The following is a 13,344-nucleotide window of genomic DNA, read 5'->3' as shown; positions in this document are numbered from 1 at the left end:
AAGGAATTCCAAAAACGCTAGAATAGATCTAGTATCCTCAATCTCTTAGCCGTGCATTCTACCCAGCACTTCAATGACTTCACTTTTTTTGCGAACAGAAACAGGAATGGTTTCTTTATTTTTTAATAATAAATAACCCCCGTCTGTTTTAATAAAAGCATCGATGCATTGCTGGTTTACCAGATGGCTTTGGTGCACTCTTAAAAATTCGTAAGACTGTAACATATCTGCAAAATACTTAAGTGTCTTCGTCACGAAAATTCTCTTTCCATCTTGTAAGTGAAATTTTGTGTTATTACTATCTGCTTCGCAGCGAACAATGTCATTTAAACTCACAATGATTATTTTGTCTAAAGTATGTAGTGAAATTTTACCAGGTTTTGCTTCTGGTTTAGCAAGTGTTTCTTTTAAAATAGAAATTCGTTCTTTATTAGGCTGTAGTTGCTCTTTAGCACGACCAATTGCCATCGATAAGTCTTCGCTGGAATAAGGCTTTAATACATAATCAATCGCTGCAAACTTAAATGCACGCAATGCAAATTCATCGCTCGCGGTTACAAAAATAATTTTGCTCGCGAGATCTGGAAATATTTCAAGGACGTCAAAACCAGTACCATCTCCCAACATAATATCTAAGAATAGTATGTCTGGAGTATGCTTTCGGAGAATTTTAGCCGCCTCCACGACACTTTGTCCCGTGCCAATAACATCAATATCACTGTGATTTTCTTTTAGCTCATTTTGTAATAGTGCAAGAGCATCTGGCATGTCTTCAATAATAATAGCAGTTAACATAGGATTTTAAGTTTCAGGTTTAATGTTCCAAGTTCTGGGTTGTCGAAGTTTTGTATTTCGAATATACCTACTTTTGAAGACTCTTTTCTAAAATTTAGGTTTCAATTTAATTACTCTCAATATCCAAAAATCCCCCTTCATAGGAGTCAATTTATTTTATAATTTAGCTAAAAAAAGTTTGGTGGGGGACATCAAAAATCTGTTTCTAATGGAATTCTAAATTCAACTTTAGTCCCTACAATAGTAGTGTTTTCTTTTAATTCTTGAATGTTCAATGAACCTTTTCCTGAAAGCGATTCAATGCGCTCTCTAGTCACATCTAGTCCCACAGATTGATGACTTGTTGTTGTTTTGTTCTGTTGCGAATGATAAATTCCAGGTCCATTATCTATAACAATACAATGTAAAAACGGTACATCAGTCTTAAAACGCACCGTTAACTTTCCTTCAGTATTACTTTTTAAAATACCGTGTCGTATCGCGTTTTCAACAAAGGGTTGTATTAGCATAGGTGGAATTAGAATTTCTTCAGCGTCCATTTCAATTTCAGTTTTGATACTAAATTCAAAAGATTTTTGCGCCATCAACTGTTCTACTTCAATATAATTTTTAAGCGTTTCTATTTCTTGTGAAAGACTAATAGTGTCTTTTCGAGAGTTGTTTAAAATACCGCGAAGTAAGTTTGCAAAACTATTAATTGTTGTGTTCATTTTTTTAGTATCACTCGTTCCCATTGCTTTAATTCCGTTAAGAACATTGAAAATAAAATGAGGATTCATTTGCAAGCGCAATGCTTTTTGCTCCAGTGTTAGTAAATGATTTTCAAGCTGAAGTTGTTGCTGGGTTTCGGCATTTCTTTTTTTGATTGTCTTGATGTACTTTATAACAATTATTAAAATAAGACTCACTAAAATAAATGCACTAAGCCATTGAAACCAATCCTTTTTAAAAAGTGGTGTTTCTATATAAAAATTGAAACTCACAGGGGTGCTTTCTTGCCAACGATAATTGCGCGATTGAGCTGAAAAGGTATGATCGCCAAAAGTTAACTCTGGGAAACTCTGTTGATTTATTTTACTCCAAGGGCTCCATTTTTTTTCATCCAATTTATAGCGGTACTGAACTGTATTTGGGTGGTTGAGGTCTACGCTGCGATAGCTAAAAGACACTTGATTTTCTTCTGGAGTTAATTGCAGTTTTTTTCCTTTCCACTTTAGGTCGTTAATAGAATCTAATAATTTATACCCTACCCTAACTTCTTCAAACGCAATAGAGGGAACGACTATCTTTTCAGTACTGTTTTTAGAGGCATCGTATTTTGTAAAGCCATAAATAGCGCCAAACCATAGGTTGCCATCTGCATCACGGGTAACTGCATTTAGACAGGTCTCAATTCCTAAAAAACCATCATTCCTACCATAATGAAAGACATCAATTAATTCATTTTTAGTGTTTAAAACCAATTTATCAACTCCTCTTTCGCTTCCTGTCCAAAGATTTCCTTCCCCATCAAAAATGAGTTGATAACTGTTTTTTGAAGAGGCTTGTTTTGCGCCTTTGAGAGGAACGAATTTAGAATAATTGACGTCTGTGCTATACCAAATGCCGCTATCTGCAGTTCCTAAAAAGAGTGTGTTATCTCTAAATAAAAGGGTGTTTATAGGAGTAGAAACTTTAACGATCCGGCCCAAATGAGTTACGGTGTTATCTTTAATATTTCCAATCTGTCCAGATAATGTACTATACCAAAGCCTACCATTGGCATCAAAACTAATGTCTCGAATGGATAATTCTTGGATACCATCTTTATCATTAAAAACTTTATGAATGATCGCTTTTTTCTGTTGGATGTCAAAGGTTAATTTAGCTATCCCGCTAGAATAGGTAGCAACCCAAATGGTGTCATTCCTAACTAAAACAGATCGAATCCAATCTGATGGAAGCCCATCTTTAGTGGTTAAAACAAAATTTTGTGTTTTGGAAATAACGACTGTTTCAAAGATCATATTCATAAAATTCTTCCCCGAACTATAATACTATCGTAGGTTTTTGTATGCCTATAGAGCAAGCCTTTTCCTTCAGAGCCTGCCCATATATTTTCATTAGCATCGCTAGTGATCGTTTTTATTTTTACACCTTCAAGACCTTCTATTTTTGGAAGTTTATGGATTCCTAGCGAGTCGATATATACCAGCCCATTTTCAGAAACTGAAAACCATATTTTATTTTTTGTAGCTTCGGCAGCATAAATTCTGTTTCCAGGCAAGCCGGTGTCTCTGTCAAAATGAGTAAATTCGTTAGGAAAATAATGATACAGTCCACCGCCGCTAGTACCAAGCCAAACGTTGCCTTGACGGTCCATAAAACTCTCCCTAACATGCGATACAGTAAGGCCATTTTGACTACCAATTGACTTTTGAAACTGCAGGCTTTTAGCATCTATTATAGTAACTCCTTGATTTGTACATACCCAAAGTTGCTCTTCTAAAATGGCTAGTGATTGAATTTGTAGTGGTTGTGCAAGAACAACTCTTTGCCGCTGCTTTTCAGAAATGTCGTACACTAAAATACCGTCTGCAAATGAAGCAGCAAAGACATAGTCGCCATATTTTGCAAGCGATGGAAATGCTAGCGTTTCTAATATGGAAATTGGACTCCGTTGAAAAAGACTTTTGGTTTTATAGAGCCCAGAATTTGCGGCAATCCAAAAATGAGATCCATCGTACAAAACATCATTTATGAAAGCGGTATTTACCTCCTCACTTAACGCTATTTTTTGAAACCCCTCATCGCTTACATAACTATAAATACCAGAAGCAGTAGCTGCATAAACGATGCCCTCGTGATGATAAAGGGCATTAATCTGTGGACTTATAAAAGGCGTAAATTTATTTTTTGTTAGTACCGAAAGCCCTTTTTTGGTGCCAATAAAAAGTTGGTTGCCCAACACTAAGAGAGATTCTATATAATTTGAGGTGAGGCCGTTACCTTCATTATAGACGGTGAAATCGTCCCCATCAAATTTTGCTATTCCGCCGCCTTGTGTACCTAGCCATAAATACCCAATACTGTCTTGAGCAATAGCGTAGACTTGAGATTGTGGCAAGCCGTCTTCAATCGTATACGAACGGACCTCGTTTGTTTGGGAAGTGGCTAGGTCACAGCTAAAAAATATAAATAGTATAAAGAGTTTTTTCAAAGTAAAACAAAGATAGTTATAATCTTAGGTTGAAATTATCTCTCTATCCAACCTCCCATTCAAATTTTGGGGGTTACAGTACTTGTTTGAAGAATTGATTGAGGGAGGTGTTTTATATTTAATCTAAAGATATTTTTAAATTTTCAATATTCGTCGCCATATAATTTCCAAGATCTTGAAGATCCATTGCAGGCTCTAAGACCTTGAGTGCTGTAGTTTTCCTTCAATTTTGAGTTCATTTCCTTTAGTTTTTGTACTCCAGCGATATTTCTCTATTGGGATGCCTAAGTCATATAATACCATTGCCAATTGTTCCTCTTCACTCACGAAATCCATAACAGCGTCTTTGTCTTTTAGAGTTGGGATGTCTTGTTTTTTACTAAATTGAAACTCGTATTCTATAGGGATATTAAATCGATGCGAAAACACTTGGTCTAAAGCTGTTTCTTCTCTTGCTTTTAAAGCGGTGAACCAATCAATCTGATTCATGGGACATTGTGTTTTGATTTCTTGTGACAGGGACATTGGCCCAGGAGAATATGCAGTTGGATAAAAAACATAATATGGTTTTGCTAGATAGTGGTCGGCATATTTTCCACCGAAAACATTAAAGTACTTTGATGCCCCTATTTTTGTTGAAGTACGCGCTCTAAAAACTTCTTTTAACTTAAATAACAGCGCCTTACTTTCTCCCAAACCACCCGAATGAAAAACGATTATTTTTTCACAAGTACTGTTGTTTTTTAGTTTGGGTAGTGCTGTTTGAGAAATTGAATTTACTGATACTCCAACACCTTCTTTACTTGTTTTTAGGGATATTCCTGCCCAAGGATTTCTATGCGAAACGATATGTATTTCTTGATGCGATAGTTCTTGTTTATTAAAATAAGTTATCATTTCTTCTAGGGAATAAAAACCCTCTACAACATTAAAGGTTTTGTTTTTAAAATAAGATCGCAACAGCCCTTTCAAGGGGAGGTTATTATGCCCTTCATTTTAAAGGTTTTGTTTCTTATTTAGTGCTAGATGAGGTTGGGTTGGGACATTCACTTTATAATTTAAAAGTCCTGATATATATATCCTGAAGTTCCATAGCTATCATCATTCCATATAAGTGTGTCTTCAGTGTCAACCATTGTGATTTGAGAATTTTCTAGCGTAATTTGAGCAGTAATAATAGTATTGTCTTTACCAAATTCTTGAGACGGGAAAAGGTAAACAAATTCACTTTTCGAATCGTTACAAACTTCATTAGTAAGCATTGGAAGATTTATAAAAGCGCCATTTTCTGTTTCGATAATGTAATTTGAAATGATGTATTTGCAATATTCTAAATAGATGATATCAACTTTTAAAATTTTTTTCACTCCCTTGAGATTTGGGTTTTCTATTGTTGAAATTTCTATAGATGCGATGGCTTCACTGTGAGCAATTGGGAAATAAGTGATTTCTTTTGACGCATCATCTTTAAGGTTTAGGACAGCTTGTTGTTGTTCTAGTTCGTCCTCTGCAAGCGTACTTTGTAAGGATATAAAATAATCTTTTGAAGGCGTGAATTCTTGAGCAGTTAGATATTGGAAGCCTAATAAAAGCACGAATATTAAAATTAAATTTTTCATTTTGTATGTGTTTAAATGTGATTACTAAAGTAAAAATACCGAGCCTTCTAAGGCTTTTAGGTGCTGCTTTAGTATTCGTTGGGGATGAATTAGTATTCGTGCTTCGGTACAATTTTTTTAATGTTTTTGGCATTCAAAAAACACTCGTCAGCCTTAGTTTCGTTATGCGATTTATATCAATGCAATCTCTAGAATGTTAATGGTGTCATAGAAATCACCCAGCAACTTTAGATTTGTTGGTTCTTTAAACTTATTGCACCTAAGTTTAAAATAAATATTGAATTCTGAAACCTATTATATAATTTGAGATTACATTCACAAAGAACGAATTACATTAATTACAAATCCAAAATAAAGTTAAAGCAATGAGATTTATTGTTATAATACTACTTTCAATTATTGTTCTTAGCTGCGATAAAGATGATGATAGCGAAAATATACAAGACTGTTGTTTAAACGCAGTTACTAATCCTGAGGTAACTAAAAGTGACTCTGAAGTTACAGAACTTAATAACAGAGTATAGTAAGAGCAACCATTACGTAATAATACAGATGAAAGAGTAGAAGGACGTAAAAAACTTTCTGTGCTTGCTTTTGGCGATATTTTAAACTTAATTGATAGCCAATCGGGACGTTGCCATATTATTAAGCCAGAGGAAGTGTGTGAGTTTATTCATAAATTTCCTGTGGAAACAGAATTTGATGATCTTCCTATATTAGGATGTACTTATTTTGAATCGAGAGAAGAGGAATAATTAATTTTAAGGTGCTCTTTGTAACTAATAAAAAATTAATAGGATGACTTATTTTACCCAATCAATCGTTTCAAGTCTAAATACGCAGCTTGTTCTGCTCCATAAAATCACCGTCTGCGGGGAGTAGGTTTTTACTTCTTCAATAAGGCCTTCTTTTTCGGTGTCAATATACTCTAAACGGGCGAGTGCGGCTTGGATCTTTTCTATGCTTTGGATGTCGTTGTGTTTTGCAAATTCGGGGGGTAGTTTTTTTGCAGTTTCAGCATTTATTGAATCTCAGGAGGTTTAATTTTTTGGTTGCTTGTATCCTTCTTTTTTTTGGAATTTGGAATTTTATTTTTTGTGATTTTACTGCTGAGCATGCTTGCGCCGATGTGTTTTATTTAGAATTATGAAAAACAATAAATATTTTTAATCAATTGATTTTTAAATATAAAAAAGACAACAAATGATTACAAACACTTGTAAACGATAGTAAATAAGTAGCAACCGAATCTTATTTAAAAGCCATCGTAGGTTTGCGGTGTCGAAATGAAATAACAAAAAATAGATTACTTCATTTTTGACATTGTGATTAGCGGGACGAGCCCAAAGACACATATAACTGTTAAGAGATCTCGTAAGAAACTCGGGATAGACATTAAAATTATTTATTATGAACGCACTTAGAAACAAAGTACAGTTAATTGGAAGATTGGGTCAAGAGCCTGAAATCGTAACCTTGAAAGATGGTAGCAAAATGGCCAAATTTTCTATGGCTACAGATGACAGCTACAAAGACAAAAACGGAAAAAAAGTAGAACGTGCTTACTGGCACAATGTAGTAGTTTGGGGAGGCCTAGTAAACGTAGTAGAGAACTATGTAAATAAAGGACAGGAAATTGCTATTGAAGGAAAACTTACGAATAGATCTTGGGACGACAAGGATGGTAATAAAAGATATATGACAGAGGTTGTATGTAATGAGTTGTTGATGTTGAGTAAATAGAGTTGTATTACGGTTCTTCGGTACAATTTTAGATATAGGCGCTTTTGCGCCTATATCTAAAATCACTCAGGAACCTTAGCGTCTTTGTTTCATTTAATAAAGGGGTTAAGATGAATGAAGTTTTAAAGAAAATAGTGTGCTGTAAAATTTATTTAAAGTTAGTACTATGGCGAATGCGTATGTTTATATATTAGTCTGTAATGACAATAGTTATTATGTGGGTAGTACTAAAGATGTAGGCATGCGATTTTGGGGACATAGTAATGGCTAAGGGGATTAATATATTTCCGAGCGATTACCTGTTAAGTTGCTTTTTATTGAAATTCTCTCACACATAGATTATGCTTTTAATCGAGAACATCAGATTAAGAAGTGGACTAGGAAAAAGAAGGATGCACTCATCAAAGGACAATTCCAAGACTTAGAAAGATTGGCAAAAAAACAGTTTTCACAATAGCTGAATAATAACAATACTTGATTTTAACAAAAAATAACTTTAGCTGTTTTCAAATAACCTGTAGATCATTTTTTATTAATCCAATTTATTGATATTTTTCAATATTCAATATTCAATATTCAATATTCAGAAAGAAAATGAATCTAAGGTTCCTGAGTGATTTTAAAATGACGTGCAGCGCAAATAATTTTAAAATTGTGCCGAAGGACCGATTTACATAAAAGTAGAATTCATATTTTTACAACAATGCAAACAAAACAAACTACCTCGATATTATCTCTCCTAAAATCTAACTTTGGGTACGACACATTCAGACCTAATCAAAAAGAGATAATTGATAGCGTTTTAGCAGGAGATGACACCTTAGCAATCATGCCCACAGGCGGAGGTAAGTCACTTTGTTTTCAATTACCTGCTTTGGCAATGGAAGGAACGGCAGTTGTAATTTCGCCATTAATTGCCTTGATGAAAGATCAAGTCGATGCTTTAAAAGGAAATGGTATTGCTGCGGCTTATTATAACAGCTCACAAGAGCAAAGTGAACTCGACGAAATTTTAGAAAATCTAATTACAGGAAAATTAAAACTGTTGTATGTTGCTCCTGAAAGTGTTTGGTCAGTCACAAATTATTTATCAAAAATTACTATCAATTTAATAGCGGTAGATGAGGCGCATTGTATCTCTTCTTGGGGACATGATTTTAGACCTGCATATACGCAGCTCAAACATTTACGAACTCATTTTCCCGGAACCCCAATTATCGCATTAACGGCAACAGCAGATAATGCAACGCAGGAAGATATTGCGAATCAATTAGGAGTTCCCCAAGCTACAAAATTTGTTTCCTCTTTTGACCGCCCAAATATTTATTTGGACGTTCGTCCAGGCCAACAACGGATTCAGCAGATATTTAGGTTTTTGGGTGCTCGTGGTTTGCAAAGTGGAATAATATATTGCCTAAGCCGAAAAGGAACCGAAAATATCACTAAAAAACTGAAAGCGAAAGGATACGATGCAGCGGCATACCATGCGGGGCTTTCAAGTGAAGACCGAAACCAGATTCAAGAAGATTTTATTAATGATAGAACGCCAATAATTGTTGCGACGATTGCCTTTGGGATGGGGATTGATAAAAGCAATGTACGTTGGGTGATTCACTATAATATGCCTAAGAATATTGAAGGCTATTACCAGGAAATTGGGAGGGGTGGTCGTGATGGTTTAAAAGCGCACGGCTTGTTATTTTATAGCTACGCTGATGTTATGCAATTACGCAAGTTTGCTGAAGGTACGGCGACCGAAGAATTTCAGTTGGCTAAATTGGAGCGCATGCAGCAATTTGCGGAAGCCTTGAGTTGCCGAAGGAAAGCACTGTTAAGTTATTTTGGCGAACATATTCAAGACGATTGCGGTAACTGCGATATCTGTAAAACACCTCCGGCTTATTTTGACGGCACTTTAATATCTCAAAAAGTATGCTCGGCAGTAGCCAGATTAAGAGAACAAGAACCTATCGGGATGGTAATTGATGTACTGCGAGGAGCTCAAAATCAGCAAGTTTTAGAAAAAGGATATCAAGGAATTAAAACCTTTGGAGCTGCAAAAGATATTTCGTGGCGAGATTTACAACAGTACGTTATTCAATTATTGAATCAAGGAATACTTCAAATTTATTTTCATGAAAAGGGGGAGGTTATTGTTAAGCCCTTCAGCGAAAGATATTTTATTTAAAGCAAAAAAAGTAAGATTGGCCAACTTAGTTCAACCAGAAACTGCTAAAGAGAAAACAAAATTAGCAACATCAAGAAAACCTGCCGATCTTTTCGATAAATTAAAGGCGCAACGCTTAAAAATTGCGACTGAAATGGGCGTACCAGCCTACGTGGTTTTTAGTGATGCCTCGCTAGAAGACATGGAGCAAAAGCTACCGAAAAACATCGAAGAGTTTTCACAAATAAGTGGAGTAGGGCAAGCCAAACTAGAAAAATATGCTGAAATTTTCCTTAAAATAATAGCAAAACATGTGGATGCACTTGAAAATACAGTGGCTACACACGAGCGAAGTTTCCAATTATTTGAAGAAGGGTTTTCGGTTTCGGAAATTGCCCAAAGAAGGGGGATTAAAGAAAACACTATAATTAGCCATTTTATTAAAATTCATGAGTCTGGAACAAATGTTAAACTAGATCAGTTTATTTCTTCCGCAGAAATAAAAGAGGTTCAGAGAGCAAAAGAAACACTACAAAATCCAGAAGGTTTAAAAATATACTTTGAGCATTTTGAAAAGAAAGTCCCCTATTGGAAAATAAGATTGGGTTTGTATTTGGGATAGGTTTTGAAAGTGTATCAGGGCAGATGAGTTTAATTAATGGCTTTTGCTCAATCGTTGAGACAAAAAACGATTGAATCAAGTTTCATATATAAAAAAACCACCAAGACTTTAAAAACCTTAGTGGAATCTTTTTCATAACAATTTGATATACTTTTCTTTTTCACTTATTAAACTCACTAATAATTCAAAAAACAATAAGGGACAAAAAAGGATGTAATGTATTACATTTAAAATGTAAATTTACAACTCATTTTTGTCTCATAATTAAGATGTGAGAAAATTATGAATAAATTAGGCGACAATAAAAATGCCTTTTTCGTTAGCATACTCTAAACCAACCTATGAAGTGTATTCACTATTTTATTATTTTATGTACTGCGGTTTCTATAAAGTCTTTTGCTCAAGAAGCTCAAGAAGCTCAAGAGGCTCAAGAGGAAAAAGCAATATTATCAATATCTGAACTCGAAAATTCACTTGAGGATAAAAAAGTTTCTGATAAAGACAGAACCAACACTCTCTTAACTTTAGGGGATTATTATCTAGAAGAACCTAATGAAAAGGCAGTTAAATATATTAATGAAGCGCTGGCGATAAGTAAAGTTTTAAAAGATAGTTTTGATATTATACGGGCTTATAACCGTCTTGCACAAAGGGAAATATTTGAAGAAAACGACCTGAATGTAATAAAATATGTGGATAGCGCATTAAGTTATGCCAATCGAACCAAGCAAAAACATTTTGCAGGAATAGGATTTAGTTATCGTTTAAAGGGAATGGCGTATAATTTTCTTGAACGTAATGACTTGTCTTTAGGCTCCCTTTTACAAGCGAATAGATTTTTACTCAAAGACAATCAAGATTTAGAAACAAGAACTTATCTAGCAGAAAACTATGGAGATCTAGCGTTTATTTATTTCACTACAGATAATAAAGAAACTGCACTAGCGTGTATCGAAAAGTCATTGTCCATAGGAAAACCTATTAAGGCTTGGAGGGAAGTAGGAGATGCTTATGAGTTTTTAGCTGGGTTCTATTACGACGACGAGTTATATGAAACGGCAAAAAAATATTTGGATAGTGCTACCGTAATGTTTCAGCGAGCGGGTAATGTTGATGGGCTTAATCCATTACAAAAAAGCAGGGCGGAAATTTTACTTAAAGAGAACCTTGCTAACGCAGCAAGTACTATTTATAAGGAGCAATTGGCGTTTGACAAAAAGGATGCAATTCCTTATATATTAACAAATGATTATATTTTTTTAAGTGAAGCATCTATAAAATTAGGAAATATTGAAGTGGCTAGAAAGTATCTTGACAGTGCTCGTGTCCAAGCAATAATATCAGAAAACCCAGCACATATCTTTACTATTGCTGGTCAAAAGGCTAAAATTTTAAAAGCGGAGAACAATCTGCCAAGAGCAATTACAGAACTAAATAAAATTTTAAACCACCCAGAAACAGAAGATTTTATAGAATCTGAAAAAGAAGTAGTAAAGCAGTTATATGAGTTGTATGAGGATAATAACCAACCAAAACTTGCTTTTGAATTTTTAATGCGTCATAACAAATTGGAAGATAGTTTGAGAACTGTGCTGCAGAAGAATAAATTTAATGTAATCCAATCTGAGTTTAACTATAATGAAATTTCATCAAAATTAGAGGCTAGAGATGCACAGCTAAAAGTTTCTGAAGCGGAACAACAAAGAGCAAAAGATCGAACTTATTTTATCATTGGAATGTTTATTTTGTTAATGGGTTTTTTCGTATTCTCTTATTTCCGTCAACGGAAGATTGCCGCGATTAAAAGAGAAACCCTTTTGGCAAAGCAAGAGACCATGACGGTAAAACAAGAATCTTTGGACAATCAAGTAAAATTTAAAAACAAGCAAATAACAGATTTTGCCATTCATATTTCTGAAAAAAATGATTTATTGGAAAACATAAAGGCAAAGATGAAAGGTATTAGAGTTATTAATGATGCCCACAAAAGTGTGGTCATGGATACCATTCAATTTATAAATAATGACATTGATCAGAATAAAGAGAAAATCCAGTTATATCAGCAAGTAAATGAAACCAATGATTCATTTAGAGCAAAGATTGATGAACTTTATAAAAATCTTAATGAGAAAGAAAAAAAGGTCGCTACGATGTTGCGATTGGGTCAAACATCAAAACAAATTGCTTTGCAACTAGGGATTAGTGCGGCCAGTGTTGATAACTACCGTTATAATTTGAGAAAAAAGATGGAGATCCCTAAAGGTGAATCTTTGAAGAATTTCATCAAATCTATTTAAGTAAAAAAAATTTCCTGTGCCACTTTAAAAGTGTTTGCATGTGCAATAATTATAGTCTCTATTTCTGGAGAATAGCCCCCTCCCATACTAACTTGAACCGGAATTTTAAGGTTTTTTAAAGTATTGAAAACAAATTCATCTCTTTGTTTACAACCTTCTGTGGTGCATCCTAATCTTCCTAGTTTATCACTTTTTAAAATATCTACGCCGCTTAAATAAAACACAAAATCTGGTTGTACTTTTTTAATAAGTAAGGGTAGGGTGTTTTTTAAAATTGCAAGATATTCTTCGTCCTCTGTTCCATCCTGTAAGCCAATATCTAAATCGCTTTTTTCTTTTTTAAATGGATAGTTTTTAGCCCCGTGCATAGAGAAGGTAAACACACGTTCTTCCTTTTCAAAAATTTTTGCGGTTCCATTTCCTTGATGTACATCTAGATCTACGATTAAGATTTGTTTCGCTAATTTTTGATCCAATAAATATTGCGCCGCCACCGCTTGGTCATTTAATAAACAAAACGCTTCACCGTGAGCTGTAAAAGCGTGGTGTGTGCCTCCAGCGATATTCATTGCAACACCGTGTTCAAAGGCAAATTTGCAACCTTTTATCGTACCGTCGATAATATAATGTGAACGTTCAACCAATTCGGGGCAAAGCGGAAATCCCATTTTTCGTATTTCCTTTTTATCAAGCGAAACTGAAAGTAATCGCTCGTAATAGTCCAGATCGTGAACGCGAAGAATCGTTTCGGCCGAAACTTTTATAGGCTCAAAAAAATTTTCAATTTTACAGATGCTTTCTTTTAAAAGCTTTTGAGGGAGTAAATCATATTTAGCCATAGGAAAGCGATGTCCCGCCGGCAATTCATATTTATAAATAGGATGGTTGGCTATTTTTAGCAT

At 34.5% G+C, this 13,344-nt stretch carries 12 protein-coding genes; 6 read left to right on the top strand and 6 right to left on the bottom strand.

Annotation, left to right across the window (positions count from 1 at the left end):
- Positions 1 to 45: 45 nt before the first annotated feature.
- The 5 genes from ABXT67_RS04590 to ABXT67_RS04570 all read right to left on the bottom strand — a co-directional run bounded on the left by ABXT67_RS04590 (position 46) and on the right by ABXT67_RS04570 (position 5,613).
- Positions 46 to 795 (bottom strand): LytR/AlgR family response regulator transcription factor, encoded by a 750-nt coding sequence (locus tag ABXT67_RS04590; RefSeq protein ID WP_415376108.1) that lies wholly within the window; start codon positions 793 to 795, stop codon positions 46 to 48.
- Between the two features lie 191 nt (positions 796 to 986).
- Positions 987 to 2,807, bottom strand: a complete 1,821-nt coding sequence (locus ABXT67_RS04585) for a histidine kinase (protein WP_415376107.1) — start codon at positions 2,805 to 2,807, stop codon at positions 987 to 989.
- Positions 2,804 to 3,994 (bottom strand): ligand-binding sensor domain-containing protein, encoded by a 1,191-nt coding sequence (locus tag ABXT67_RS04580; RefSeq protein ID WP_415376106.1) that lies wholly within the window; start codon positions 3,992 to 3,994, stop codon positions 2,804 to 2,806. The genes ABXT67_RS04585 and ABXT67_RS04580 overlap by 4 nt, the downstream gene beginning before the upstream one ends.
- A 195-nt stretch (positions 3,995 to 4,189) precedes the next feature.
- Complete coding sequence (locus tag ABXT67_RS04575; RefSeq protein ID WP_415376105.1) at positions 4,190 to 4,891, bottom strand: hypothetical protein; 702 nt, start codon at positions 4,889 to 4,891, stop codon at positions 4,190 to 4,192.
- Positions 4,892 to 5,052: 161 nt separating this feature from the next.
- Positions 5,053 to 5,613 carry a hypothetical protein gene (locus tag ABXT67_RS04570; protein ID WP_415376104.1) on the bottom strand — a complete coding sequence of 187 codons (561 nt, stop codon included), beginning with the start codon at positions 5,611 to 5,613 and terminating at the stop codon, positions 5,053 to 5,055.
- 365 nt (positions 5,614 to 5,978) lie between these two features.
- Here ABXT67_RS04570 and ABXT67_RS04565 point away from each other — a divergent pair, with 365 nt between their 5' ends.
- The 6 genes from ABXT67_RS04565 (at position 5,979) to ABXT67_RS04540 (ending at position 12,442) form a co-directional block, all read left to right on the top strand.
- Positions 5,979 to 6,137, top strand: a complete 159-nt coding sequence (locus ABXT67_RS04565) for a hypothetical protein (RefSeq protein ID WP_415376103.1) — start codon at positions 5,979 to 5,981, stop codon at positions 6,135 to 6,137.
- 886 nt (positions 6,138 to 7,023) lie between these two features.
- The gene (locus ABXT67_RS04560; RefSeq protein WP_415376102.1) at positions 7,024 to 7,356 is read left to right on the top strand and encodes a single-stranded DNA-binding protein; all 333 of its coding nucleotides are present in this window, start codon (positions 7,024 to 7,026) and stop codon (positions 7,354 to 7,356) included.
- 166 nt (positions 7,357 to 7,522) lie between these two features.
- A complete protein-coding gene (locus ABXT67_RS04555; protein WP_415376101.1) occupies positions 7,523 to 7,627 on the top strand; it encodes a GIY-YIG nuclease family protein in 105 nt (34 codons plus the stop codon).
- Positions 7,628 to 8,059: 432 nt separating this feature from the next.
- Positions 8,060 to 9,544, top strand: a complete 1,485-nt coding sequence (locus ABXT67_RS04550) for a RecQ family ATP-dependent DNA helicase (protein WP_415376099.1) — start codon at positions 8,060 to 8,062, stop codon at positions 9,542 to 9,544.
- Positions 9,545 to 9,560: 16 nt separating this feature from the next.
- Complete coding sequence (locus ABXT67_RS04545) at positions 9,561 to 10,145, top strand: helix-turn-helix domain-containing protein (protein WP_415376098.1); 585 nt, start codon at positions 9,561 to 9,563, stop codon at positions 10,143 to 10,145.
- Between the two features lie 341 nt (positions 10,146 to 10,486).
- Positions 10,487 to 12,442: a tetratricopeptide repeat protein gene (locus ABXT67_RS04540; RefSeq protein WP_415376097.1), complete on the top strand. Its 1,956-nt coding sequence runs from the start codon at positions 10,487 to 10,489 to the stop codon at positions 12,440 to 12,442.
- Here ABXT67_RS04540 and ABXT67_RS04535 read toward each other — a convergent pair.
- Complete coding sequence (locus ABXT67_RS04535; RefSeq protein WP_415376096.1) at positions 12,439 to 13,344, bottom strand: histone deacetylase; 906 nt, start codon at positions 13,342 to 13,344, stop codon at positions 12,439 to 12,441. The two genes, ABXT67_RS04540 and ABXT67_RS04535, sit on opposite strands and share 4 nt — an antisense overlap.

Origin of the sequence: Patiriisocius sp. Uisw_017, assembly GCF_047731265.1 — a bacterium.
Classification (GTDB): Bacteria; Bacteroidota; Bacteroidia; order Flavobacteriales; family Flavobacteriaceae; genus Patiriisocius.
The sequence above is the reverse complement of the archived record's forward strand: the minus strand, read 5'-3'. Positions and strand labels throughout refer to the sequence as shown.